Here is a 25,962-nt window from a genome sequence, read left to right as displayed (position 1 = left end):
GCGATGGAATCTCCGCTTTCGACTAGATGGACTAGGTCTTTTGGCTGAACGCAAGGTGTAACTACTGTGTGCAAAACCAAGAGGCCAAAAAAGTGTCACACGTGTACTTGCAAAAGGACATAGTGCATTTGCGTGATGTCCCCCGTACAGCACACTTTGTTGTAAGAACCTATATACAAAATCTAACCTTGTGTGACATGATGAATCGCATCACAGGTGTGAAGGTGAGTTGTCTTTGAACTGCGGTTTTTAGCGCTCGACATCTGTGAGGCCACGCAGCCGCTCCTGTGACAGGGGGCGAGAGGGGAATGCAAGCATGAACCTTTATTGGCCCATGTTCGGATCGGGCACCCAAGGTTGGACGGCGTTCGACGCGGCCGCTGATGGCACCTTCGCTGCGGTGAGTGTGCGCACATCGCGCTATCCGAGTCGCAGACCGCAGGTCCTCCAGTGCGCGCACAGCTCCGCCGTCTCAATAGGCGCGCAAGCCATAGCGGACTTGATGAAGAAGGTAGGGGGCGCGGGCTATCCTTGCACGCTTGCGCTGGCGCGAGGCAGCTACCAGGTGCTCGTGATGCCAGAAGCACCTGTGCTCGATTCAGAAATGGATGCGAGCCTTCGCTGGTCGATCGCATCGATGATCGAGTTCCCTGTGAGCGAAGCGGGGCTCTCATGGATGCGAATACCCACCGTGGAGTTTCAGCCCGATCGCGAGAAGCAACTCTATGCGATTGTTGCGCGCAAGTCGTTGCTGGACGAACAGGCGGGCTGGTTCAAGCACGCCAAGCCCGCCCTCAAGGCGATCGACATTCGCGAAACCGCGCTGCGCAACATTGCTGGCTTGCTGGAAAAAAAGAACGAAGGTTTGGGCCTGTTGACTGTGAGCCCGGCCGGCGTGACGAGCACGTTCACCTTCAGGGGTGAGCTGTATCTGGACAGGTTCATTGCCCAACCGATGGACGAAGTTCTCTCCGGCGATGAGCAACGAAAGCGAAAATTTCTTGATCGCGTGACGCAGCAGGTTTACCAATCCATGGAGCTGATCACGCGAACGCACCCCTTCGTGTCGATCGAACGCATCGTGGTTGGGCCGTCGCCAACCCCGTTGGAGCTGGGGCGCCACCTTGCCGGCAAACTGCCGGTGCCCGTGCAGATGCTTGATCTCGCGTCGATCTTCGATATCTCCGCCGCGCCCCAACTGGCGCAGCCGGAGGCGCAGGCCCGCTATCTGGTTGCGCTGGGCGCTGCCCTGCGCGGCCTAAGGAAGACAACATGAGCCAACAGATCAACCTTCTTCAGCCCAAGGACCGATCAGCCAACACAACGGCCTGGATGCTGGCGGGCGTTGGTGTGGTGTTGATTGGCTTGCTGGTTAATTTTCAGGCCATCATGTCGCAGACAAACCGGCTGCGAGAAACCGCCGCCGCGGGACAGAGGCAGCTCGTGCAGTTGCGCGCCGTCGTCCAGGCGGTGCAGCAGAAGAGCGCCGCGCAGGGTGACCCTGCGGCCCTGGCCGCTGAAATCTCCGCTTTGCGCCCTCGTGCCGACGCCATGGGCCAGCTCGTCCGAGAAGTTCGTGCCGGAAGCCTGGGCAGTCCTCAAGGTTTTTCGCAGCATTACCGGACGCTGGCCGCGATTTCGGAAGACGGGGTCTGGCTTACCAGCGTCACGGTGACCAAGGGCGGTGGTTCCGTCAGCATCAGTGGGCGGGCTCTGCGCAGTGAATCGGTCATGGCGTATGCAAGACGGCTCAATGAAGCCTTCGGTTCAACCGCTGTGCGATTCAACTCGCTGGAGCTGACCCCCGAAAACGTGGCCAAGCCGGGCGCTCCGAACGCTGCCCCGGCCCTGGCTGTCATAGCGTTCAAGCTGTCCTGAAGCCATGAAATATTTCACGCCCCTCGTCAAACAGTTCCAGGCGCTCAGCATGCGTGAGCGGTTGTGGGCGATCGCCGCTCTTGTCGGCGTTGTCTACTTCATATTCGAATTCGCGTTGCTACGGCCGCAGCAGAGTACTGCCAGGGCACTCGGCACACAGATAGAGCAGCAGCAAGTCGAGCTGGACGCGGTGACCAAGGCATTGCGGGTGCTAGAGGATCCAGGCAAGGTCGATCCGCTTGCCAGGCAACGCGCCGAGCGAGACGAACTGCGCAATACGGCCGCGCAGGGTGATGCGGTGATCGCCCATGCCTCGGTGGATGTGAACTTGCTCCAATTGATCCGTGCAACGACGACATCCAAACCTGGACTGACCCTCGTCTCTCTCAAGACACTGCCAGTTGACATATTTCTTCGGGTGGGCGCGGCGCCAGCGGTCGGGATGGCCGACATGAAGACGGCGGGTGCTGCCCCCGCACCGGCTCTCTACAAGCACGGGATCGAAGTGACGGTGCAGGGGAGCTATCCCGCACTGGTGGCCTACATGCAGGAACTTGAGCGTAACGCAAAGGGCGTTTTTTGGGGAAATGTGCGGCTGGAAACGCTTGCCTATCCTGACGCGACGCTCAAGATGACGATCCACACACTGAGTGCCCGGCAAGAGTTGCCGCTGGGATGAGGCGAACCATGCAAACATCCATTCTTCGCTACAGTGGCCACACAGCCGTGACGCTGGTCCTGGCCGCCTTGTCGCCATGCCACGCCCAGATGGCCGACCCCACGCGCCCCGCGCCCGCCTGGCTCGCCGCGCAGGCGGCCAAGCCAGGTGCCGAGCCGGTGGCCGAGGCAGCAACTCCCGAGGTTCAGATCTTCGTGACGGGACCTACCCGCAGGTTCGCCATGGTCGATGGTGAAGCCATCCGGCCGGGTGACACTCACAACGGTGCCAAGCTCGTCGCGATCAATGCCGATGGCGCAGTCTGGCAAAAGGGTGGCGTGCTCGAGAAAACACTCGTGAATTCCAGTGTCGAGAAAACCGAGCCAGGAAGGCAGACCCCACTGCAGGGGTCGCCCAAGGTGCAAAAGAAAATTGTGATTGGAGAAGGCAAATGAGGCGATATCTGATCCCGTGTTTGGCCCCCGTCTTGTTTGGGTGCAGCGTTCCCATGCTGCCCCATGACCAGACGGTGCAGACCCGCATCAACGCAGAGATGCAGCAAGCTGCCGTGCCGCGTCCGCGCGCCGAGCCCACGCCTGGGTTGCCGCCGACGGTGAGCAACTCCTTGTTGCCTCCACTGCGCGGCGGAACACCTCGGGCATCGGCGCGCCAACTCGAGCAGCGCTTTGACCTGAAGGTGACGGACGCACCGATCGGTCAAGTGTTGCTGGCGATTGTGCAGGACACGCCGTATAGCGTTCTCCTCAGTCCCAAGACCATTCCGCCCTCCACGCCGGTTGCTGCTGGGCAGGTAGCGTCAGCCTCGGGTACGGGGGTCTCAGAGTCCCTTACTGTCAACCTCAAGGATGTGACGGTCTTTGAGGCGCTCGACGCAATCCGTGAGATGTACGGCTACGAATACACGGTGGACGGGAATCGCATCTATGTGCAGCCGCCTGAGATGCGCACCAAGCTGTACCAAGTCAACTACATCTTGGGCCAGCGCAGGGGCGTTAGCGATGTGCAGGTGGTGGGCGGCGCATCACCCAACTCGTCGGGCGGCAGCAGTGGTAGCGGGACGACCGGAGGCGGCGGCACTGGCAACACGACAAGCGGAACCACCGGGGCTACCGGATCCTCCTCTGGCGGAAGTTATCCCGCCATCCAGACCAGCGGCTTGAGCTCGATCTCGAAGTCCGATATCTGGGGCGAGATGGAAGATGCGGTGCGTACGGTCCTCGGTTGCCAAATCGCCAGGATCCAGAACCGCCCCACTACGAATGCGGGAAGCTCAGGCAGTGGCCGTGCGGATGTCTCGTTTGTCGGCGACACCCAGGTTGGTGAACGGATGCGCGGCTCCGAAGGTTGCAGCGGCGGCCGGGCGATGACGGTCAACCAAATGAGCGGGATCGTGGTGGTGCGTGGATTGCCCAAGGAGCTGCGTCAAGTGGAAAGCCTGCTGCGCTCTATGCAACTGAGCATCGAGCGTCAGGTGATCATCGAGGCGAAAATCATCGAGGTCGAACTGAACTCCGGCTCGCAGCAGGGCATCAACTGGTCGGGGTTCCGACAAGGCCTGTTCCGGGGCGGAGTCGGCGCCAATCCCAACGTGATCGGCAGTAATGGCACCTCCGGAAGGAGCCGCATCCTCTCGCAAACCGCAGACGACGGTTCCGCGATTTTCACGAGTTCCATGGGCGACGTTTTGGGCGGCGGCCTGCTGGGTGTAGCCACGCCCAATGCGTTTTCTGCGGGTCTTGGCGTCGCGCTTCAGTTCAGCAATTTTTCGGCGCTCATTAACTTCCTGGAATCGCAAGGCCGCGTGCAGGTGCTGTCCAGCCCTCGTATCGCAACATTGAACAATCAGAAGGCGGTTCTGAAGGTGGGTAGCGAAGAGCCGTTCGTGACCAACATAACGGCCGGGACCACCAGCCAGAACAACAATTCGAACATCTCGACGCCACCCACGATCAACTACCAGCCGTTTTTCTCCGGAATCGCGCTCGACGTGACGCCGCAGATCGACGACAACGACAACATCACGCTCCACGTTCATTCGATGGTGAATTCGATCACCGAGAAGGAAAAGATCGCGTCGCCGTCCGGGGGCGGCGCGCGCGTGCCGTTCGCCGTGAACAGCATCAACGAGACCGACAGCGTGGTGAAGTCGAGGGACGGGCAGGTCATCGTGATTGGCGGGTTGATGACTGAAAGCAGCTCTGACAGCCGTGACAAGGTGCCGTTGGCGGGGGATGTGCCGGTGGTTGGTGCGCTGTTCGGCAAGAGCAACCGGCAAACCGTCAAGCGCGAATTGGTCATCCTGCTGAAGCCCACCGTCGTCAAGGGCGACGAAACCTGGACGACGGACATCAATGCCGCACAGAGCCGTATCGAACGCATGAACGTCGCGCCGACCACGCGCCTGGTCCAGTAGTGCCATGTACCTCCGCCACTTCGGCCTGCGCGAGTTCCCGTTCAGCATCACGCCGGACACGAGCTTCTTTTTCTCGTCCGCGGGATCGCAGGAGGCGCTGAACACGCTGCTGGTGGCCGCACGCATGGGCGAGGGCTTCATCAAGATCACGGGCGAGGTGGGCACCGGCAAGACGCTGCTTTGCCGCAAGCTCATGTCCAGCCTCGGCAGGGACTTTTGCGTTGCGTACATTCCGAACCCGTACCTCGAGCCCATCTCGCTTTTCATGGAGTTGGCCTCGGAGCTCGGGATCGAGCTGGAGCCGGGCGCCAACTTCAACCAGCACCACCTGCTGCGGCGCCTGACGCTGCGCCTCGTGGAACTGACAGGGCAGGGCAAGCGCGTGGTGATCTGCCTGGACGAAGCGCAGGCAATGCCCATTGAGACACTGGAAGCGTTGCGCCTGCTGACGAACCTGGAGACAGAGAAGCGCAAGCTGCTGCAGGTGATCATCTTCGGCCAGCCCGAACTGGAAGACAAACTCAACCACCCGTCGATCCGGCAATTGAAGCAGCGCATCACCTTCGACTACCACCTGGCGCCGCTGACCGGGTCCGAGCTGGACTACTACCTGCACCACCGGCTGGTGGTGGCGGGCTTCAAGGGCGGCCGGCTGTTCGACAGCTCGGCGACCTGGCTGCTGGAGCGCCGCACGCGGCGCATTCCTCGCCTGGTCAACATCGTCGCGCACAAGTCGCTGCTCAGCGCGTACGGCAAAGGCAAGCGCCGCGTCGGGTTCTTCGACGTACTGGCGGCCACCAACGACACGGCGTCGCTCGAGGGGAACGGCACCTCGGGCATGCGCGGCGTGCTTCTCGTCCTGCTTCTGGGCAGCTGCCTTGCCACTCTTGGATGGGTATCGCTATGAGCTTGATCAACAAATTGCTGCAAGACCTCGAACAGCGCCAGGGCCAGGGTGCCGGCAACGAACCGATGTCGACCGAGATCCGGTCCGTGATGCCGCTGCCTAACCGGGCCCGATGGCTGATTCCTGTTGCGTTGATCCTGCCGGTGGTCGCCGCCGCCGGCCTCTGGATGCTGATGATGCCGTCGGAATCCAAACGACCCGTCGTCGCAGCTGTTCCGGCGCCGCAACCTGCGGCGAAGCCGGTGCCGACCGTGGTTGCGGCGGCGCCTGTGGCAATGGCTGCGCCAGTGCCGGTCGCTGCGCCTGTACCTGTAGCGGTACCCATGGCCGTGGCTGCCGCTCCAGTCGCCGCGCCCGTTGTGGCTGCAGTTGTTGCACCCGCTCCCGCGCCGGCCGTCGCACCAGTCATCGCGCGAGCTGTACCACCGGAGCCTGCCAAGGTTGTCGCTGCAGCCTCGCCCAGGCTACAGGCGCCGAAGGTCGAGCAGGCCGAGCGCCCGGTGGTTGCCGTGCGCCCGGTGCAAGAGGGCATCAAGGTCGTGGCAATGGCGGGCGTCACCAAGAGGGCCGTCGCGGTTGCGGAGCCTCTTCCCGCCGATGCGCCCGCCGAAAAGCCGATGGACAAACCGGCAGTCAAAGTCAGTGCCGCAGAAGCGCAGTCGCAGAAGACGGTGAGTCCCCAGCAGCTGTCCGACAACATGTACAAGCGGGCCGTCGTGCTGTCGCAGCAGGGCCGCAGCAAGGAAGCCCGCGCAGCGCTGGCCGAATCGCTCGTGGCCTCGCCCCGCAATGCGCCCGCGCGCCAACTCCTCGTGGGCCTGCATGTAGAGGCCAGCAACCTCAGCGAAGCTTCGGCGCTGCTGCGCGAAGGCGTGAAGCTGTCGCCCGACCACAGCGGCTTGTGGATGAATCTCGCGCGCCTGCAGTTGGAGAACGCCGATGCGAATGGCGCGACCGCCACGCTGGAGCAGGGATTGCCGTCTGCGTCCGAAGACGGCGCCTATCACGCCTTCTACGCCGCCTTGCTGCAGCGGGCAGGGCGCCACGACGAGGCGGTGAAGCATTACCTCGCGGCGCTGCGCATCGAGCCGGGCATGCCCAACTGGCTGGTCGGCATCGGCATTTCCCTGCAGGCCATCGGCAAGGGACAGGACGCTGCCGAAGCTTTCCAGCGCGCCAAAGACGGCGGGCAGCTGCCGCCCGCGTTCATTGCCTTTGTGGACCAGCGGCTGAGTCAGCTGAAGCGCTAAGCTGGGTTTCACTGGATCGGACGGTCGCGATGGCACAATGTCTCAAGCACTCCTTCAGACGCGGGTGCAGAGGGAATTTGATTGAAAGAACTGCTTGCAAGGTTCCTGGGCGTCCGGCGTGAGCTGGTGTTGCCAGAGCGATCCGCACCTTCCGCCCACCCCGAAAACTTTGTCTCCCCGTTGAATTGGGGACTTGCCGACCCCAAACGCTTCACGGAACTGTTGCAGGAGTTGCTGACGCTCATGCCGCCCGGCGTGTATTCCGGGGACAACCTGATCACGTGGGGCCGCAACAATTCCGCACTCGGGGATGGCCCGTTCTGCGAGGCTTGGAAGGCCAATTTGCAGAACGACGCCGATCACACCATCTTGTGGCGCAGGTACGTGCTCGCGTGCGCGGGTTATCACTGTGTCCATCTGAATGGCGACTTCGTGGAGTGCGGTGTCTATCGCGGCACGGGCATCAAGACCGTGATGGACTATCTTGGTGGCAGAGCCTTCCCAAAGCGTTTTTTCGGCTACGACACGTTCGACTACAACCCGGTACCTGGCCATGCCTTCCCCGGCCAGGAGGCAGGTTTGTACGAGGAGGTTATCTCGCGGTTCGACGGTTATCCGCAGGTCAGGCTCATCAAAGGCTTGATTCCGGAAAGCTTCACCCAAGGGTTACCGCCTGCGATCTCGTACCTGCACATCGACTTGAACAGCGCCGAGGCGGAGATCGCCGTGTTGGAGATGCTGTTCGACCGTGTCGTTCCAGGTGGCATCGTGATCCTTGACGACTACGAGTGGTCGGGAGTCTACCGGGTCCAGAAGGTCGCTGAGGACGCCTGGCTTGACAAACGCGGCTATCGAGTGTTTCCGCTGCCTACCGGCCAGGGTCTGGTTCTCAAGAGGTAACGGCGCCTGCCTGCATCGCTTCGATCTGTTGCGATACGGCCAGCCAACGCTCCTCGAGCGCGTGGAGTTCGTCGCTCAGCTCCTTCATGCGCTTGCCCGCGCGGGCGATCTCGGCCGGGGGCAGGGCAGTTGCCATGCGCGCCTCCAGGCCGGCCTTCTCGGCGTTGAGGTCGGCCATCTTCTTTTCGGCCTGCTCCAGTTCGCGCTTGAGCGGCTTGGTGCGCGCACTCTGCTGCTGCCGCAGCTGCGCATCCTGCTTGCGGGTGTCTTGCACGGGCGCAGCGGGCGGGGGTGCCGCGGCGATCGCTTCCTGCTTGGCCACTTCGCGCAGGCGCTTGGCTTCGTCCAGCAGATATTTCTGGTAGTCGTCCAGGTCGCCGTCGAACGGCGACACCTTGCCGCGGCCCACCAGCCAGAACTCGTCGCACACGGCGCGCAGCAAGGCTCGGTCGTGGCTCACCAGCATCACCGTGCCTTCGAACTCGTTGAGCGCCATCGACAACGCCTCGCGCGTCGCCAGGTCCAGGTGGTTGGTCGGCTCGTCCAGCAGCAGCAGGTTGGGGCGCTGCCAAACCATCATGGCCAGCACCAACCGCGCTTTCTCGCCGCCGCTCATCGTGCCCACGGTCTGCTTGACCATGTCGCCCGTGAAGTTGAAGGTGCCGAGGAAGTTGCGCAGGTCCTGCTCGCGGCCCGATTCGCCCGAGTTGGGGCCGAGCTCACGCGCCAGGCGGAACATGTGTTCCAGGGGCGTGTCGCCGGGCCGCAGCACGTCCAGCTCCTGTTGCGCGAAGTAGCCAATATTCAGGCCCTTGCCTTCGGTGATGGTGCCGCCCAGCGCGGGCAGGTCGCGCGCGATGGACTTCACCAGCGTCGACTTGCCCTGGCCGTTGGCGCCCAGGATGCCGATGCGCTGGCCGGCCATCACGGACTTGCTGACGCCGCCGACGATCAGCTTGGGCTCGTCGTCCACCACGTAGCCGAACTGGCCGTCGGTGATCGCGAGCATCGGGTTCGGCAGGTTGGCCGGCTCCTTGAACTCGAACGTGAACTCGGCGTCGGCCAGCACCGGCGCGATCTTCTCCATGCGCTCCAGAGCCTTGACCCGGCTCTGGGCCTGCTTGGCCTTGGACGCCTTCGCCTTGAAGCGGTCGATGAACTTCTGCAGGTGAGCGATCTTTTCCTTCTGCTTCGAGAACGCAGACTGCTGCAGTTCGAGCTGCTGCGAACGCAGGGTTTCGAAGGCGCTGTAGTTGCCGCCGTAGCGCGTGAGCTGTTGGCGCTCGATGTGCAGCGTGACGTCGGTCACGGCATCGAGAAATTCGCGGTCATGGCTGATGACGATCATCGTGCCGGCATAGCGCTTGAGCCACGCTTCCAGCCACACCAATGCATCGAGGTCCAAGTGGTTGGTGGGTTCGTCCAGCAGCAGCAGGTCCGACGGGCACATCAGCGCGCGCGCCAATTGCAGGCGCATGCGCCATCCCCCGGAGAAGCTGTTGACGGGATGTTCCAGCTCGTGCGTTTTGAAACCCAGGCCCAGGATCAGCGCCTGCGCGCGCGGCACGGCGTCGTGCTCGCCCGCGTCCGCGAGATCGGAGTGCAGGTGCGCGATCTCCATCCCCAGGTCGTGGTTGTCCATGTCCTGGTCATGCGCCGTTTCGGCGCGTGAGAGCGCCTCTCGCAGTTCCATCAGGCGTGTGTCGCCGCCCAGCACGAAGTCGGTAGCCGACTCTTCGGTCTCAGGCATGTTCTGCGCGACCTGGCCCAGACGCCATTGCGCGGGCATGGAGAAGTCGCCGCTGTCCTCGTGCAACGTGCCGTTGAGAAGGCCGAACAAGGTCGATTTGCCGGCGCCGTTGCGCCCCACCAGGCCGACTTTTTCGCCGGGGTTGATCGTCACGGACACGTTGTCCAGCAGCACCTTCGCGCTGCGGCGAAGGATCAGGTTACGCAGAAAAATCACTTGGTTCCTGTCATCCCGGATTGATTCCGGGATCCATTCAATGTGGCAAAGGCCTGGGCAAAGTCGTCCAGCAAGTCTTGTTGTGCTTCGATGCCGACCGACACGCGGATCAGCGAATCGGCGATGTCCATGCTTTCGCGCTGCTCGGCGCCCATCTCCCAGAAGATGGTGCGGGCCACGGGGATCGCGAGCGTCCGGTTGTCTCCGAGGTGGCTGGACTTGATCACCAGATCCAGCGCATTGAGCACCTCGAAGGGGTCGACACCCTCGACGGTCTCGAAGCTCAGCAGGGCACCGGCGTCCTTGAACAGCGCCTTGGCGCGTGCGTGTTGCGGATGGCTAGTGAGGCCCGGGTAATGCACCTTCGACACCAGCGGCTGGGCTTCCAGCCATTCGGCCAAGGCCCGCGCATTGGCGCAAGCACGCTCCATGCGCAGCGGCAGTGTTTCCGCGCCCGCCGCGATGCGGTGGCCGTGTTCCGCGCTCAGCGTCGCGCCCATGTCGCGCAGGCCCTTCTTGCGGATCTGCAGCAGGCCCCACGCCGTGGGCGGGCCTTTTCGGTAGGCGGGCATGAGGTTCGGGTACTTGTCCCAGTCATACAGGCCCGTATCGGAAATGGAGCCGCCCAGCGCGTTGCCGTGGCCGCAGATCGACTTGCTGAGCGAATGCAGCACCAGCGAAGCGCCCACGGCTTTGGGTTGGAACAGTGCCGGCGTGCTCATGGTGCTGTCCACGATGTAGAGCAGTCCGCGCTGTTGGCACAGTTGGCCAATGCCTTCCAGATCCGCCACCTGCGTGCGCGGATTGGCGACTGTTTCCACGAACACCATGCGTGTTTCGGGCCGCAGGGCCTGTTCGACATTGACCGCCTCGGTCGCATCGACGAGCGTCACTTCGCAGCCGAGCTGCGACAGCGTGCCCATCCAGCTGGCGGTATTGCCGAACAGGAAGCGGCTGGCCACCACGTGGTCGCCGCTCTTGAGCAAGGCCATCATGGTCGAACAGATGGCCGCCATGCCGGTGGCGAAGCACACCGTCCCGACGGCGTCCTCCATCAGGCTGATCTTGGCTTCCAGCGCCTGCGTGGTGGGGTTGCCCTGGCGGCCGTAGACATGGCCGCTTTGCTGGCCCTGGAAAACGGCCGTCAGTTCTTCGGCCGTGGCATAGCCATAGGCCGTCGCGATGTGCAGCGGCTTGAGGATGGCGCCATGCTCGACCGCGCCCAGCCGGTCGGCGTGGAGGATGCGGGTGGTGATATCTCGGGTCATGGGTGTATTGTCGGTCATGCCCCTCACCCCAGCCCTCTCCCCAGAGGGGCGAGGGGGTCAAGCCCGCAGTGACAATTCCTCACGGGTGACCAGTAGCACCTGGTTTTCGCCCGCGCTCGTTTCCAGCCAGACGACTTCCAGCTTGGGAAACGCGGCTTCGAAGTTCTCGCGCTCGTTGCCGATCTCCAGCACCAGCACCGCCTGCTCGCGCATGTGCGCCGGCGCGTCGCGAAGCAGCGCGCGGATGAAGTCCATGCCGTCCGCGCCGCCCGCCAGGGCGAGCTCTGGCTCGGCGCGGTATTCCTGGGGCAGCTGCGACATGCTCAACGCATTGACGTAGGGCGGGTTGCAAAGGATCAGGTCGTAAGGTCCCCGCACCGATTGCAGCCCATCGGATTGCAGCAGATGTACGCGATCGGTCAGGCTGTGCTTGTCGACATTGATGCGGGCCACTTCCAGCGCCTCCGCTGAAATGTCCGCGCCGTCGACGGTGACTTCGGGAAAGGTCATGGCGGCGAGGACCGCCAGGCTGCCATTGCCAGTGCACAGGTCCAGCACACGCTGGGTGTGTTCGCCCAGCCAGGTGTCGAAGCTGCCGTCGGCCAGCAGTTCCGCGATGAAGCTGCGCGGCACGATGCTGCGCTCGTCCACGTAGAAGGGCACGCCCTGCAGCCAAGCTTCGCGCGTCAGGTAGGCGGCGGGCTTGCGGGACGCGATGCGCTCGGCGACCAGCTCGTTGACGCTGTCTTGCTGCTGCGGCGACACGGACATCTCGGCAACGCCATCGAGGTCGTCGAGCGGCAAACCCAGTTGCCACAGAACGAGCCACGCCGCTTCGTCGAACGCATTCGTCGTGCCATGGCCGAAACCTACGCCGGCCTGATCGAGCAGCGCCGCGCTCGACTCCACCAGTTCAAGTAGCGTCATGAACGAACCAATGCGGCTTCGAGGTTCTCGAGCGTGCGGCGATAGATGTTTTTCAGCGGCTCGATGTCCGCCACCACCACGTGCTCGTCGATCTTGTGGATGCTGGCGTTGATCGGCCCGAACTCGACGACCTGCGGGCAGATGCGCGAGATGAAGCGCCCGTCGCTGGTGCCGCCCGTGGTCGACAACTCGGTCTCGATCCCCGTCTCGGCGCGGATGGCGCCCTGGATGGCGCCGACCAGGTCACCGGGCGTGGTGAGGAAAGGCAGGCCGCCCACGACCCAATCGACGCTGCAATCCAGGCCATGGCGGTCCAGCACTTCGTGCACGAGCTTTTGCAAGCCTTCCGGCGTGGACTCGGTGGAGTAGCGGAAGTTGAAGTCCACCACCAGAGTGCCCGGGATCACGTTGCCGGCGCCGGTGCCCGCGTGGATGTTGCTCATCTGCCAGCTGGTGGGCTGAAAGAAATCATTGCCCCGATCCCATTCGATGGTGGCGAGTTCCGCCAGTGCGGGCATCGCGAGATGGATCGGGTTCTTTGCCAACTGCGGATAAGCGATATGCCCCTGCACGCCGCGGATGGTGAGCTTGCCGCTCATGCTGCCGCGCCGGCCGTTCTTGATCATGTCGCCGACGCGCTCGACCGAAGAGGGTTCGCCCACGATGCAGTAATCGAGCCGCTCGCCGCGCGCCTTGAGGCGGTCGCAGACGACGACGGTGCCGTCGACGCTGGGACCTTCCTCGTCGCTCGTCAGGAGAAAAGCGATAGACAGATCCGGCTCGGGGTGCGCCGCCAGGAACTCTTCCACGGCCACCGTGAAAGCCGCGATCGACGTTTTCATGTCGGATGCGCCGCGGCCATACAGCTTGCCGTCGCGGTGGGACGGCGTGAAAGGGTCGCTCGTCCATTGGTCCAGTGGGCCGGTGGGCACGACGTCGGTGTGGCCGGCGAACACCACCGTGCGCCCGGCGCCGGGCTGCGCTTCGAGCTTCCCCTCGCGCTTGGCCCAAAGGTTGGTCACGCGGAACGTGTCGGGCCCGCTCAGGATGGTTTTGCAAGCAAAGCCCAGCGGCGCAAGCCGCTCGGCGATGATCTGCTGGCAGTTGCCGTCTTCCGGCGTGATGGACCGGCGAGAGATCAGCTGTTCAGTGAGATGGAGGGCGCGGGTCATCGAAAAGGCCCTTCGGCAAGCAGAGGGCGAACGGGGTTAATGTTTCACGTCGAGCGTGATCTCGGTGAACGACGGTTCATCGGCCATGTCGTCGGACGGGCCGTCTTCGGCGTCGCCCCTGACCTTGGCTGCAAAGTCGTTCTGCAGGCGCCATTGGAGGTTGGTGGGAGAGTCGGCGTAGGCCAGGCCCTCTTTCCGGTCCACGGAACCGTCCACGATGAGGCGGGCGATGTCCATCTCGAAAGTCTGCGAGCCCTCGGCCATGGATTTCTCCATCGCCTCCTTGATGCCCGAGAAGTCGCCTTTCTCGATCAACTCAGCGATCAGCTTGGTGTTCAGCAGCACCTCGACGGCCGGCGTGCGGCTGCCGTGCACAGTGCGCAGAAGACGCTGCGACACGATGGCCTTGAGCGCGGCGGCCAGGTCGCCCAGCATGGTGGGGCGTACTTCGACGGGGTAGAACGAGAGAATGCGGTTCAGCGCCTGGTAGCTGTTGTTCGCGTGCATGGTGGCCAGGCACAGGTGGCCCGACTGCGCATACGCGATGGCCGCGGACATGGTCTCGCGGTCGCGGATTTCACCGACCAGGATCACGTCGGGCGCCTGGCGCAGCGCGTTCTTCAGCGCGGTCTGCATCGACTGCGTGTCGCTGCCGACTTCGCGCTGGTTGACCACCGACTTCTTGTTCTTGAACAGGAATTCGACCGGGTCTTCGATGGTGAGGATGTGCCCCGACACCTTTTCGTTGCGGTGGTCCATCATCGACGCGAGCGTCGTGCTCTTGCCGGCGCCGGTGGCGCCCACCATCAGCAGCAGGCCGCGCTTTTCCATGATCAGGTCGGCCAGGATCATGGGCACGCCGAGGGACGCCAGGGCGGGAATCTCGGTCGTGATGTAGCGAATGACGATGGCGTAGGTGCCGCGCTGGCGCATGCCGGAAATCCGGAAATTGCCGACGCCTTCGATGGCATGCGCCATGTTCAGCTCGCCGGTTTCCTCGAGTTCCTCGATGCGGCGCGCGGGTATCACCTCGGACAGCAGCGCCAAGGGGGCATCCGGCGGCAGCAGCTGGTTGTTGATCGGCAGGCACTGGCCGTTGATCTTGATCAGCGCCGGCGCGTGCGCCGACAGGTACACGTCCGACGCCTTCTTTTCGCCCATCAGGCGAAGAATCCGCTCCATCGTGCTCATAAATGTACTTTCGTCAAGAATTTTGCTCCGCTTCGCTCCACAAAATTCTTGCCGAGTTCAATCAGCAAAAAATCTAGGGGCGGCCCGTCGATTTTTTGAAAACCAGACACCACTAACTCAGTCGCGCAAGAGGTCGTTCAGGCTGGTCTTGGCGCGGGTCTGCGCATCGACGCGCTTGACGATCACCGCACAGTACAGGCTGTACTTGCCGTCCGCGCTCGGCAGATTCCCGGAGACGACCACCGAACCGGCCGGAATGCGGCCGTACGTCACGGTGCCAGTGGCGCGGTCATAGATCTTGGTGCTCTGGCCGATGTACACGCCCATGGAGATCACCGAGTTCTCTTCGACGATCACGCCTTCCACCACTTCGGAGCGGGCGCCGATGAAGCAGTTGTCTTCGATGATGGTCGGGCCGGCCTGCACCGGCTCCAGCACGCCGCCGATGCCGACGCCGCCGGACAGGTGCACGTTCTTGCCGATCTGGGCGCAGCTGCCCACCGTGGCCCAGGTGTCCACCATGGTGGCTTCGTCGACGTAGGCGCCGATGTTCACGTAGCTGGGCATCAGGATCGCGCCCTTGGCGATGAAGCTGCCGCGGCGCGCCACGGCCGGCGGCACGACGCGCACGCCGGTGGCGGCCATCTCTTCGGGCGTTAGGTGCGCGAACTTGGTCGGCACCTTGTCGTAGAAGCCCAGGTCGCCGGCGCGGACGATCTCGTTGTCACGCAGGCGGAAAGACAGCAGCACGGCCTTCTTGATCCACTGGTGCACCGTCCATTGGCCCACCGACTCACGCGTCGCGACGCGCAGGTGGCCGTTGTTCAGCTCGGCGATCACGTGCTCCACAGCCTCGGAGACCTCCTTGGACACGGTCTTGACGGAAATGCCGGCGCGGTTTTCCCACGCGTTGTCGATGATTTGCTGGAGCTGTTGGGTCATTGCGATGATTTTCTGGACTGGACGAACTGGACGATGCGTTGCGCGGCTTCCACGCATTCCGCGGTGGGCGCCACCAGGGCCATGCGGATGCGCCCGGTGCCCGGGTTCTTGCCACCGCTCTCGCGGGCGAGATAACTCCCCGGCAACACGGTGACATTGTATTGAGCCAGGAGGTCGCGGGCGAATTCCGTGTCGCTTCCCCCCACGCCGGCCCACAGATAAAAGCCCGCGTCGGGCAGCTGTACGTCCATCACCTCGGCCAGCATGGGGGTCACCTGGGCGAACTTTTCCCGGTACAGGTTGCGGTTTTCCACCACGTGCTGCTCGTCGCCCCAGGCCGCAATGCTGGCCTGCTGGATCACCGGGCTCATGGCACTGCCATGGTAGGTGCGGTACAGCAGGAATTTCTTTATCAGTGCTGCGTCGCCGGCCACGAAGCCGCTGCGCATGCCGGGCACGTTGCTGCGCTTGGACAGGCTGGTGAAGCTGACCAGGTTCTTGAAGTCGGGCCGCCCCAGCTTCACCGAGGCCTGCAGGCCGCCCAGGGGTGGCTCGTCCCTGAAGAAGATCTCGCTGTAGCACTCGTCCGAGGCGATCACGAAGCCATGCTTGTCGGACAGCTCGAACAGCTTCTTCCACTCTTGCAGCGGCATCACGGCGCCGGTGGGGTTGCCGGGCGAGCAGACGAACAGCAACTGCGTGCGGGCCCAGACCTCCAACGGCACGCTGTCCCAGTCCACCGCGAAGTTGCGGGCCGGGTCGCACGGCGCGTAGTACGGCTCAGCGCCGGCGAGGAGGGCCGCGCCTTCGTAGATTTGATAGAACGGGTTGGGGCAAACCACCACGGGCTTCTTCGTGGGGTCGATCACGGTCTGGGCAAATGCGAAAAGGGCCTCACGAGAGCCGTTCACGGGCAGCATCTGCGTATTGGCGTCCACGGCCATCAACGCGTAGCGGGTCTGCAGCCAATGGCGAAACGTGTCGCGCAGTTTGGGCTCGCCGGCCGTGGCCGGATAGACGGCCAGCCCGCCCAGGGCGCCGGCCAGCGCCTGCTTGATGAATTCGGGCGTCGGGTGCTTGGGTTCGCCGATGCCCAGGCTGATGGGCGTGTACGCGGGATTGGGCGTGACGCCCACGAAAAGTTGCCGCAGGCGCTCGAACGGATAGGGCTGCAGGCGGGAAAGCAGGGGATTCATGGGCCCGATTATCGTTGGCACGGCGGGATGGCCGTGCGCCGGTAGCTCCATACGCCCCTTTGGGTGCCGGTTGGCGCTACACGGGCATCTTCGTGGTACTTCGAACGCCCCGGCGCGAAGAATCCGCGGCACAGGCATTTGCCTGGGTCACTGGATCGTTATGAACATCCCCTCGCGATTTGTCCGCATTGTTTCGTTGGCCGGCATGGCTGTCACATCGGCCGTCCTGGCCGGGTGCTACGTCGTCCCGCTGCAGCACCAAACGCCCCATACGGTGGTGCACGTGCCTGCACCCGCGCCTGCGCCCGTCACTTTTTCGGCGCGGCTCTACCCGGCCAACGACATGGCGGCGGTGCACGGGACGGTGATGGCGGTGGTGACCAACGATCTCAACGGCCGCGGCCACTTCACGACCAACATCAACGGCGAGAGCTTCTCCGGCGAAGCGACCCGGGTGGCCGGCTCGGCCCGTGACGGCCTGGCCAACGGCGCGGGCTCGCGCGGCAGCTACATCAATTGCCGCTACACGATGAATTCGCCCGCGCTCGGCACGGGCAGTTGCCGCCTGTCCAACGGCGCCGTCTTCACCATGCACGTGGGCGGCTGACGGCTTCTCGCAAATGCCTCGCCTTTCCGGCGAAGTGCGCGCAGAATAAGCGCAAGAATACATTTCCAAAGGCGAGGTTGGCGGCCGGGCAATGCCAGGATACGGTCGCTCCGCGGGACGGGAATGAGGGGGGTGCCAGTGCAATTGATTTCTACATTCGTGACCGCGAACGCAGCCGTTCGGGCCGTGTCTTGATGGCGGCGGTTCCGGTGCACTCCCGGCGACTCTCGGACATCGACGCCAAGCTGGGCGACCTGCTTGAATCGACACCTGATGCCATCGTCATGGTCGATTCGGACGGGCATATCGTCCTCGTCAATTCGCAGGCTGAGCACCTCTTCGGCTACCGGCGGGACGAGCTGCTTGGCAAGCCCATCGAGGTATTGCTGCCGGAGCGTTTTCGCCACCAGCACCTCGCGCACCGCGATGGCTATTTCGCGCAACCCCATACCCGCACCATGGGCGCAGGCCTGGAGTTGCATGGACTGCGCAAGGACGGGATCCAGTTTCCCGTGGAGATCAGTCTGAGCCCGCTGAAAACAGAGGGCGGCACGCTGGTCATGAGCGCGGTGCGCGACATCAGCGGGCGCCAGCGGGCCGAAAGAAAATTCAGGGAACTCCTCGAGTCGGCGCCCGACGCGATGGTGATCGTCAATGGCGAGGGGCAGATCGTCCTGGTGAACTCGCAAACTGAAAAGTTGTTCGGCTATCGCCGCGAACAGCTTCTGGGCCAATCGGTCGAGATCCTCGTGCCAAGCCGCTTCAGGGAGCGGCACCCCAGCCACCGCGCCGGATTTTTCAGCCAGCCGCGCGCGCGGTCGATGGGGGCGGGGCTCGAGCTCAATGGCTTGCGCGCGGATGGCTCCGAGTTTCCCGTGGAGATCAGCCTCAGCCCCCTGGAGACGGAAGAGGGCCTCTTCGTGTCCAGCGCGATCCGGGACGTCACCGAGCGCAAGCGATTCGAGCAGGCGCTTCGCGACAAGAACCTCGAGCTCGAAAACGCCGCGCTGGTGAAAGACCGGTTCCTGGCGAGCATGTCTCACGAGCTGCGCACACCGCTCAATGCCATCATCGGATTCACCGGCACGCTGTTGATGAAGTTGCCCGGCCCGATCAATGCCGCGCAGGAGCACCAGCTCCAGACAATCGAATCCAGCGCGCGCCATCTGCATTCGCTGATCAACGACCTGCTCGACCTGGCGCGCATCGAGGCCGGGAAGGTCGAACTGGTACTCGAGGCCGTGAACTGCCGCGAAGTCCTGGACGAGCTCGATGCGGTGTTGCGGCCGGCAGCCGAGGCCAAGGGCCTGTCGTTCAGGCTGGCCGCCCCGCCGGCGGCTCACTCGTTGCGGACCGACCGCCGGGCGCTGACACAAATCCTGCTGAACCTGACGAGCAACGCCATCAAATTCACGCAGACGGGTGAGGTTCGGGTCGACTTCATTTCCGGTGGCAGGGATGCCGAGAGCGAGTTCACGGAGTTCGCCGTCACGGATACGGGCATAGGCATCGCATCGGAAGACCAAGCCAAGCTGTTTCAATCATTCCAGCAGTTGGGAGCGCCGGGCATGCGCCGGCAGGATGGCGCGGGTCTGGGGCTGCACTTGTCAAAGAAACTGGCAGTCCTTGTGGGAGGCGACATCAGCTTTCACAGTGTGGCGGGCCAGGGCAGCCGGTTTACGCTGAAACTGGGCGGGAGCTGAGGCCATGGCCATCGCCCGAGTCCTGCTGATCGAAGACAACGCCGCCAACATGGATCTGGCGAGGTACATCCTGGAAGCCCATGGCTTCGCCTGTCACGAGGCGCGTGACGGCGAAACCGGGGTGAAAGCCGCGCGAGAACGCCGGCCTGACCTGGTCCTTTGCGACCTGCGGTTGCCGGGGATCGACGGGTTCGGCGTGCTGCGCGCGTTGCGCGCCGACGTCGCAATGGCCGGTGTCCCCATCGTCGCGCTGACGGCCTATGCCATGGTGGGCGACCGGGACAGGGTGCTCTCGGCAGGCTTCGACGGGTACCTGGCCAAGCCGCTGGACCCTCAGCGTTTCGCCCATCAGGTGGCCGGTTTCCTCGACGTGCGCCTGCCGGATGCTGGTCAGGCGCCCACAACACCAACCCAAAGCTGACATGGCCCACATCCTCGTCGTCGACGACCGTCCGCTCAATCGCCAGTTGCTGGTGACGCTGCTTGGCTACTACGAGCACCGCGTCTCGGAGGCGGGCGACGGGCTGGCCGCGATGGAGCAAATCGCCACCGATCGGCCGGATCTCGTCATCACGGACCTGCTGATGCCGAACATGGACGGTGAGCAGCTTTGTGTGTGGCTGCGCGGGAACGAAGCCACCGCTGCGATTCCGATCATCATCCACACAGCCAGTTATCGGGCGCGGCAAGCGCGCCAGACCGCTGACCGGGTCCGCGTGCGCTGGGTGCTGCCCAAGCCGAGCGATCCCGCCGAAATCATGGCGATGGTGAATGAAGCGCTGGGCCCGTTGCAGACGCCCGTTGCAGACCCGGGCGAGCAAATGCAGCGGCCCGCAGGCCGGTCGGCCGGGCCGCGCAGGTTCGACCAACTTGCCACGGTGAGGGAGCGCAACGATCGGTTGGCCCGGCTGCTGGCTGACGCCGCTGAAATCGCGCACGTGCAGGCCCGCGCGCTGTCGACCGCCGAACTGCCGCGCGACGCCCAGTCGGAGGTATCGCGCCTGACCAACCTGGTCAATCTGGGCATGGAGATGTCCTGGGAGAGGGACCCAGACGCCATGGTCGCGAGGTTTTGCGAGGCGGCACAGGAGGTCATCGGTGCGCGCTACGTCGGCGTCGCGGTCCTTGCGCCCGACGGCGCATTGCAGGAATTCGCGAGCGCGGGCATCGATCAGGCAACCCATGATGCGCTGAAAGCAGTCATCGGCAACTGTGCGGCGGCACGCCACGTGCTGGATCCGACGCAGCCGCGGATGCTCGTGGCTGAAAAGGCGGGCGATTTTGTAGGCCTGCCGGAAACTCATCCACCCGTGCGCACCTTTCTGGCATGTCCGCTTATGTCCCGGAACGTCGTCCATGGCTGGATGTATGCGGCGGACCGCATGGGGGGCGAGGCCTTCGATGCGGGCGACGAACGGATCATTTCCGCCTTGGCGGCGGTACTCGCGACGGCCTGGAGCGGTTTGCTGGTCGTCGGCGAGCTCGACCGGCGCGTGGCACAACGGACGCGCCAACTGGAGCGCGTCAACGAGCAGCTCGAAGCCTATTCACTGCTCGTGTCGCACGACCTGCGCGCGCCGCTGGGCAGCATCGACGGGTTTGCCAAGGCCTTGCGGGACAAGGCGGGCGCAGTCCTGCCGCCCGACGGCAAGCGCTATCTCGACAAGATCGACCGCAACGTGGAAGTGATGAGGCGCCTCATCGATGATCTGCTGCACTTCGCCCGCACGTCGCACATGGAAGTGCGGCCGCGCAAGCTGGATCTCGGTGTCCTGGTGAACGATTGCCTGGCCAGCTTCAAGGACGAAATCGACCGCCGCGGTGTGACGCTCGAACTGGGCGCCCTGGGAGAGTGCTGCGCAGATCCACCCTTGCTGGCGCAAGTCATGCTCAACCTGTTGGGCAATGCGATCAAGTACACCCGCAAGGAGCCTCACCCCGTCATTCATGTCGCTTGCCGCACGGAAGCGGACGACCTAGTGATCTCCGTCAAGGACAACGGGGCGGGCTTCGACATGCAGTTCGCCGAGGCCTTGTTCAAGCCGTTCGGCCGATTGCATTCCAGCAGCGAATTCGAGGGAAGCGGCATCGGCCTGGCCTTGGTCGAGCAGGTGGTGCGCCGCCATGGCGGCCGCGTGTGGGCGGAAAGCAGCCCCGGCGCCGGCGCCAGCGTGTTCTTCACGCTGCCCCTCGAGCCGCACGTGGAGCCGTGAGCTGCGCGAGCGCAGTTTTTTGCCTCGCGGATTCATGCCTGGTTGCAGGGGTGCAGCCCTGAATGCGAAAGAATTAACCTGCCCGGTTACGTCCTCGCCCGGGCCGAGCCCAGGAAACGCGCCTTTTCACCGCAGGACGCCTGGGCGGCTCGGGTAACATCGTGCGTCCCACGCGGCGCCAGCGCCCGCCACCGAACGTTCAAGACAGGCTTTTCCAGTGCGTCTCAATTCGATCAAGTTATCGGGGTTCAAGTCGTTCGCCGAACCCACCAACTTCCTGCTGCCGGGCCAACTGGTGGGCGTCGTCGGGCCCAATGGCTGCGGCAAGTCCAACATCATGGATGCCGTGCGCTGGGTGCTGGGCGAGTCGCGCGCCAGCGAGCTGCGCGGCGAGTCGATGCAGGACGTGATCTTCAACGGCACCACCACCCGCAAGCCGGCTTCGCGCTCCTCCGTCGAGCTGGTGTTCGACAACGCCGACCATCGCGCCGGCGGCCAGTGGGCCCAGTTCGCTGAGATCGCCGTCAAGCGCGTGCTGACCCGCGACGGCACGTCCAGCTACTACATCAACAACCAGCCGGTACGCCGCCGTGACGTGCAGGACGTGTTCCTCGGCACCGGCCTCGGGCCGCGCGCCTACGCCATCATCGGCCAGGGCACGATCAGCCGAATCATCGAATCCAAGCCGGAAGAGCTGCGCCTGTTCCTCGAAGAAGCGGCGGGCGTGTCCAAGTACAAGGAGCGCCGTCGCGAGACCGAGAACCGCCTGTCGGACACGCGCGAGAACCTCACCCGCGTGGAAGACATCCTGCGCGAGCTGAACAGCAACCTCGACAAGCTGGAAAAGCAGGCCGAGGTGGCGCAACGCTACAACGCGCTGCAGTCCGAGCTGACGCTCAAGCAGCACCAGCAGTGGTTCTTGAAGCGTGCCGAGAGCGAAGCCGACCAGGCGAAGGTGAAAGCGGACGCGGAGAAATCGGTCAACGATTTGGAGTCGCGTGTTGCCGACCTGCGCCGCATCGAAAGCGAGCTGGAAACGATCCGCCAGGCCCACTATGCGGCCGGCGATCAGGTCAACCAGTCGCAAGGCCAGCTGTACGAGGCCAGCGCTGAGGTGGGCCGGCTCGAAGCGGAGATCCGTTTCGTCGTCGAGGGCCGCCAGCGCGTCGAGCAGCGCCTGATTCAGCTGAAAGAGCAGACTGCCCAGTGGGCCGCTCGCAAGGACGACGCCACCGCCGAGATCGAGTCGCTCGCCGCCCAGGGCGTCGAAGCCGAAGAAAAAGCCGTGCTGTTGGCAGCGCAGGTCGAAGAGCAGGCGCAGCAGCTTCCGGAGCTGGAAGACGCACTGCGCCAAGCACAGGCCAAGTCCACCGAGCAACGCGGCTCCGTGGCCCAGGTGCAGCAGCAAATCCAGGTGCTGGCCGCCGACCAGCGCAACATCGAGGAGCAGTCACGCCAGCTGAACCAGCGCCGCGAGAAGCTTGCCGCCGACCGAAACGCGTTGGCAGCACCGGACGAAGCACGGCTGACGAACCTGCAGACGCAGTTCGCAACCGCGCAGGAAGCTGCTGAAACCGCTGACGCCCGTCTGCACGAATTGCAGGACCAGGTGCCGCAGCTCGACGACGACCGCCGCACGAAGCAGCAGACCGTCAACACCGAAAGCCACAAGCAGGCCGACCTGTCGGCGCGCATGGAAGCGCTCAAGGCACTGCAGGAGAAGGTCAAGACCGACGGCAAGCTGCGGCCCTGGCTGGCCAAGCATGGCCTGGACGGTTTGCAAGGCCTGTGGAGCCGCATCCACATCGAACAAGGCTGGGAAAGCGCGCTCGAAGCCGCGCTGCGCGAGCGCATGAACTCGCTCGAAGTGTCGCGGCTCGACATGGTGCGGGCATTCGGCAACGACGCGCCTCCCGCCAAGCTGGCGTTCTACAGCCCGCCGCAAGCAGCGGTGCCGGAAAACGCGGGCGCTCTGCCGCGCCTGGCGGATTTGCTGCGCCTGAACGACGCGGGCCAGAAGGCGCTGCTGGCCGACTGGCTGCACGGCTGCTACACCGCCCAGAGTTTCGAGGACGCGCTGGCGATGCGCGAGAAGCTCGCGCCCGGCGAAGTCATCTACGTCAAGAGCGGGCATGCGGTCACCGCGCACAGCGTGAGCTTTTACGCGCAGGATTCCGAGCAGGCCGGCCTGCTGGCGCGCCAGCAGGAAATCGAGAATCTCGAAAAGCAGCTGCGCGCGCAGGTGCTCATCGCCGAGGAAGCGCGCTCTGCGTTGATCCGCGCCGAAGCCGCGTACACCGACGCATCCCAGCGCCTCGTGTCGGCGCGCCGCGAAGCCGCCGAAACGCAAGACCGCGCGCATGAACTGCAGGTCGAGACGCTGCGCTTGACGCAGTTGGCCGAGCAGACTCGCGCCCGCAGCGAGCAGATCGCGGGCGATCTGGCCGAAGTGGACGCGCTGCTGGAAGAGTTGCAGGAGCGCCGCGTCACCGCGGAAGCGCGCTTCGAAGAGCTGGACATGCAGCTGGCCGACAGCCAGGAGCGTCACGCGCAACTGGACGAGCGCGTGATCGATGCGGAGCGCAAGCTCACCGAATCGCGCGAACAGCAGCGCAGCCTCGAGCGGCAGGCGCAGGAAGCGACTTTCTCGCAGCGCTCGGTCGAAGCGCGCAAGGCCGAGCTGCAGCGCGCCATCGAAACGGCCGCGCAGCAGGCGCAATCCATCGCCACCGAGGAAGAGCGTGCCAAGGAAGAACTCTCGCGCCTCACCGACGCCGCGGCCCAAGCCGGCCTGCAAAACGCGCTGTCCCTGAAGCTGGAGCGCGAACAGGCCCTAGGCGCCAAACGCAGCGAGTACGACGACCTCACGGCCAAGCTGCGTGCCAGCGACGAGCGCCGCCTGCAGCTCGAGCGAGAGCTTGACCCGCTGCGCCAGCGCATCACCGAATTCCAGCTGAAGGAACAGGCGGCGCGCCTGGGCTTCGAGCAGTATTCGCAGTTGCTCACGGACGCGCAGGCCGACCTGGAAGCGGTGGCGAAGTCCGTCGAAGACGGCAAGGTTCGCCTGTCGGGCATGCAGGGCGACATCGATCGCCTGCACCGCGAAATCGCCTCGCTGGGGGCAGTCAACCTGGCCGCGCTGGATGAGCTGACGACCGCGCGCGAGCGCAAGCAGTTTCTCGACGCGCAGTCGGCCGACTTGACCGAGGCCATGACCACGCTCGAAGACGCCATCAAGAAGATCGACGCCGAGACGCGTGATCTCCTGGCCGGCACCTTCAACATCGTCAACGAGCACTTCGGCAAGATGTTCCCCGAGCTGTTCGGCGGCGGCAACGCCAAGCTCGTGATGACGGGCGACGAGATCCTGGATTCGGGCGTGCAGGTGATGGCTCAGCCGCCCGGCAAGAAAAACCAGACCATCCACCTGCTCTCGGGCGGTGAGAAGGCGCTCACGGCGATCGCGCTGGTGTTCGCGATCTTCCAGCTCAACCCCGCGCCGTTCTGCCTGCTGGACGAGGTCGACGCGCCGCTGGATGACGCCAACACGGAGCGTTATGCCAAACTCGTTTCCTCCATGAGCAAAGAAACCCAGTTCCTCTTCATCAGCCACAACAAGATTGCGATGGAAATGGCCGAGCAGCTGATCGGCGTAACCATGCAGGAGCAGGGCGTCTCGCGCATCGTCGCGGTGGACATGGAGTCGGCGGTTTCGATGGCGGAATCTGCATGAGCGGATTTACGGTTGGCTTGGCGATTCTGGGCGGCCTGGTGTTGGCGGCCCTTGTCGCGTGGAATGCGTGGACGACGCGTCGCAACACGCCCCGGCAACCTGATGCCGTGGTACCGACTGAGCGGATTGAGCCCACGGAGCGTGCCGAGCCGATCTTCGACCCCATGGCGCCGCCGCCTGCGCAACTGGAAAAGAAACCCGGGCTGGATGCCTTGATCGACGTGCTGGCGCCGATCGCGCTGGAATCCGTCATCTCCGGTGAGGCGGCCTTGGCAGCGATGCCGCCCACGCGCCGCGCCGGCAGCAAGCCCTTCGCGGTCGAAGGCCTCAACGAGGCGACGCAACAGTGGGAAGCGCCGCAGCCCGGCCAGCGCTACGCCGCGTTCCAGGCGGGAGTGCAGCTGGCCAACCGAACCGGCGCGCTCAACGAGATCGAATACTCGGAATTCGTCATGAAGGCGCAGGCCTTCGCCGACGCGGTCAACGGCGAACCGGACTTCCCCGACATGCTCGAGGAAGTCGGCCGCGCGCGTGAACTGGACCAGTTCGCCAGCGCACACGATGCGCAGCTCAGCGTGACGCTGCGCGCAAGGACTGCCGCATGGAGCCCCGGCTACGTGCAGCAGAATGCCGCGCGGCTGGGCTTCGTGCCGGGTGCCATCCCAGGCCGGCTCGTGCTGCCCGCCGATGCGCCCGGTGCGCCCGCCGTGCTCGGTTTGTCGTTCGACAGCCAGGCCGCGATGGCTGACGACCCCAGCCAGTCCGCGCTGCGCGCCGTGACGCTCAGCCTGGACGTGCCGCAGGTCGACCGCAGCGAGCAGCCTTTCGTGCGGATGCGCGACACAGCCATCGCGCTGGCAGCGTCCATGGAAGGCCTCATCACCGACGACAACGGCGACGTGATCCGCGTCGAAGGGCTGGACGTGATCGGGGCCGACCTGGAACACCTTTACGACACGCTGGACACGCGCGACCTCGCGGCCGGCTCACCGTTGGCAAGACGCCTTTTCTCCTGAC

Annotated in this window: 21 protein-coding genes; 14 read left to right on the top strand and 7 right to left on the bottom strand. The window is 64.3% G+C overall.

All coding sequences use genetic code 11. The annotated features are described in order from the left end of the window. Positions 1-316 precede the first annotated feature (316 nt). The 8 genes from EEB15_RS25205 (at position 317) to EEB15_RS25170 (ending at position 8,027) form a co-directional block, all read left to right on the top strand. On the top strand, positions 317-1,276 hold the full coding sequence (locus EEB15_RS25205; protein ID WP_141512714.1) for a hypothetical protein: 960 nt from the start codon (positions 317-319) through the stop codon (positions 1,274-1,276). Then, on the top strand, positions 1,273-1,878 hold the full coding sequence (locus EEB15_RS25200; protein ID WP_141512713.1) for a PilN domain-containing protein: 606 nt from the start codon (positions 1,273-1,275) through the stop codon (positions 1,876-1,878). Before EEB15_RS25205 ends, EEB15_RS25200 begins: the two co-directional genes overlap by 4 nt. A 4-nt stretch (positions 1,879-1,882) precedes the next feature. Continuing rightward, positions 1,883-2,557 carry a hypothetical protein gene (locus EEB15_RS25195; RefSeq protein WP_141512712.1) on the top strand — a complete coding sequence of 225 codons (675 nt, stop codon included), beginning with the start codon at positions 1,883-1,885 and terminating at the stop codon, positions 2,555-2,557. Between the two features lie 8 nt (positions 2,558-2,565). Then, entirely contained in the window at positions 2,566-2,991 is a 426-nt protein-coding gene (locus EEB15_RS25190; RefSeq protein WP_141512711.1) for a hypothetical protein, read from the top strand. Between the two features lie 53 nt (positions 2,992-3,044). Continuing rightward, positions 3,045-4,970 carry a secretin N-terminal domain-containing protein gene (locus EEB15_RS25185; protein WP_158290225.1) on the top strand — a complete coding sequence of 642 codons (1,926 nt, stop codon included), beginning with the start codon at positions 3,045-3,047 and terminating at the stop codon, positions 4,968-4,970. A gap of 4 nt (positions 4,971-4,974) precedes the next feature. Beyond that, positions 4,975-5,877, top strand: a complete 903-nt coding sequence (locus EEB15_RS25180) for an ExeA family protein (protein ID WP_141512709.1) — start codon at positions 4,975-4,977, stop codon at positions 5,875-5,877. Continuing rightward, positions 5,874-7,127: a tetratricopeptide repeat protein gene (locus EEB15_RS25175; protein WP_158290224.1), complete on the top strand. Its 1,254-nt coding sequence runs from the start codon at positions 5,874-5,876 to the stop codon at positions 7,125-7,127. Before EEB15_RS25180 ends, EEB15_RS25175 begins: the two co-directional genes overlap by 4 nt. Before the next feature lie 81 nt (positions 7,128-7,208). Next, positions 7,209-8,027 carry a TylF/MycF/NovP-related O-methyltransferase gene (locus EEB15_RS25170; protein ID WP_199236631.1) on the top strand — a complete coding sequence of 273 codons (819 nt, stop codon included), beginning with the start codon at positions 7,209-7,211 and terminating at the stop codon, positions 8,025-8,027. Here EEB15_RS25170 and EEB15_RS25165 read toward each other — a convergent pair. The 7 genes from EEB15_RS25165 to dapC form a co-directional block, all read right to left on the bottom strand. Continuing rightward, positions 8,017-9,993 (bottom strand): ABC-F family ATP-binding cassette domain-containing protein, encoded by a 1,977-nt coding sequence (locus EEB15_RS25165; protein ID WP_141512707.1) that lies wholly within the window; start codon positions 9,991-9,993, stop codon positions 8,017-8,019. The two genes, EEB15_RS25170 and EEB15_RS25165, sit on opposite strands and share 11 nt — an antisense overlap. Beyond that, the gene (locus EEB15_RS25160) at positions 9,990-11,261 is read right to left on the bottom strand and encodes a cystathionine gamma-synthase family protein (protein WP_141512706.1); all 1,272 of its coding nucleotides are present in this window, start codon (positions 11,259-11,261) and stop codon (positions 9,990-9,992) included. The genes EEB15_RS25165 and EEB15_RS25160 overlap by 4 nt, the downstream gene beginning before the upstream one ends. Positions 11,262-11,318: 57 nt before the next feature. Further along, positions 11,319-12,188: a 50S ribosomal protein L3 N(5)-glutamine methyltransferase gene (prmB, locus tag EEB15_RS25155; RefSeq protein WP_141512705.1), complete on the bottom strand. Its 870-nt coding sequence runs from the start codon at positions 12,186-12,188 to the stop codon at positions 11,319-11,321. Beyond that, on the bottom strand, positions 12,185-13,360 hold the full coding sequence (gene dapE, locus EEB15_RS25150) for a succinyl-diaminopimelate desuccinylase (RefSeq protein ID WP_141512704.1): 1,176 nt from the start codon (positions 13,358-13,360) through the stop codon (positions 12,185-12,187). Before dapE ends, prmB begins: the two co-directional genes overlap by 4 nt. Positions 13,361-13,396: 36 nt before the next feature. Beyond that, positions 13,397-14,551, bottom strand: coding sequence for a PilT/PilU family type 4a pilus ATPase (locus EEB15_RS25145; RefSeq protein ID WP_141512703.1), 1,155 nt, complete (start codon positions 14,549-14,551; stop codon positions 13,397-13,399). A 117-nt stretch (positions 14,552-14,668) separates the two neighbouring features. Beyond that, entirely contained in the window at positions 14,669-15,493 is an 825-nt protein-coding gene (gene dapD, locus EEB15_RS25140; protein ID WP_141512702.1) for a 2,3,4,5-tetrahydropyridine-2,6-dicarboxylate N-succinyltransferase, read from the bottom strand. Further along, a complete protein-coding gene (gene dapC, locus EEB15_RS25135; RefSeq protein ID WP_141512701.1) occupies positions 15,490-16,689 on the bottom strand; it encodes a succinyldiaminopimelate transaminase in 1,200 nt (399 codons plus the stop codon). The genes dapD and dapC overlap by 4 nt, the downstream gene beginning before the upstream one ends. Positions 16,690-16,894: 205 nt before the next feature. On the opposite strand from dapC, the gene EEB15_RS25130 reads away from it, so the two are divergent. The 6 genes from EEB15_RS25130 to EEB15_RS25105 all read left to right on the top strand — a co-directional run bounded on the left by EEB15_RS25130 (position 16,895) and on the right by EEB15_RS25105 (position 25,961). Next, complete coding sequence (locus EEB15_RS25130) at positions 16,895-17,296, top strand: hypothetical protein (RefSeq protein ID WP_233259615.1); 402 nt, start codon at positions 16,895-16,897, stop codon at positions 17,294-17,296. Positions 17,297-17,373: 77 nt separating this feature from the next. Next, positions 17,374-18,999, top strand: coding sequence for a PAS domain S-box protein (locus EEB15_RS25125; RefSeq protein ID WP_233259614.1), 1,626 nt, complete (start codon positions 17,374-17,376; stop codon positions 18,997-18,999). A 4-nt stretch (positions 19,000-19,003) separates the two neighbouring features. Further along, positions 19,004-19,420 carry a response regulator gene (locus tag EEB15_RS25120; protein ID WP_141512699.1) on the top strand — a complete coding sequence of 139 codons (417 nt, stop codon included), beginning with the start codon at positions 19,004-19,006 and terminating at the stop codon, positions 19,418-19,420. Between the two features lies 1 nt (position 19,421). Next, complete coding sequence (locus EEB15_RS25115) at positions 19,422-21,212, top strand: ATP-binding protein (protein WP_158290223.1); 1,791 nt, start codon at positions 19,422-19,424, stop codon at positions 21,210-21,212. 217 nt (positions 21,213-21,429) lie between these two features. After that, positions 21,430-24,945, top strand: coding sequence for a chromosome segregation protein SMC (gene smc / locus EEB15_RS25110; RefSeq protein ID WP_141512697.1), 3,516 nt, complete (start codon positions 21,430-21,432; stop codon positions 24,943-24,945). Continuing rightward, the gene (locus EEB15_RS25105) at positions 24,942-25,961 is read left to right on the top strand and encodes a cell division protein ZipA C-terminal FtsZ-binding domain-containing protein (protein ID WP_141512696.1); all 1,020 of its coding nucleotides are present in this window, start codon (positions 24,942-24,944) and stop codon (positions 25,959-25,961) included. Before smc ends, EEB15_RS25105 begins: the two co-directional genes overlap by 4 nt. Position 25,962 lies beyond the last annotated feature (1 nt).

This window comes from Ramlibacter sp. WS9 (genome assembly GCF_003797765.1).
Lineage (GTDB): Bacteria > Pseudomonadota > Gammaproteobacteria > Burkholderiales > Burkholderiaceae_C > Ramlibacter.
This window is presented reverse-complemented; position numbering and strand designations above follow the sequence as displayed.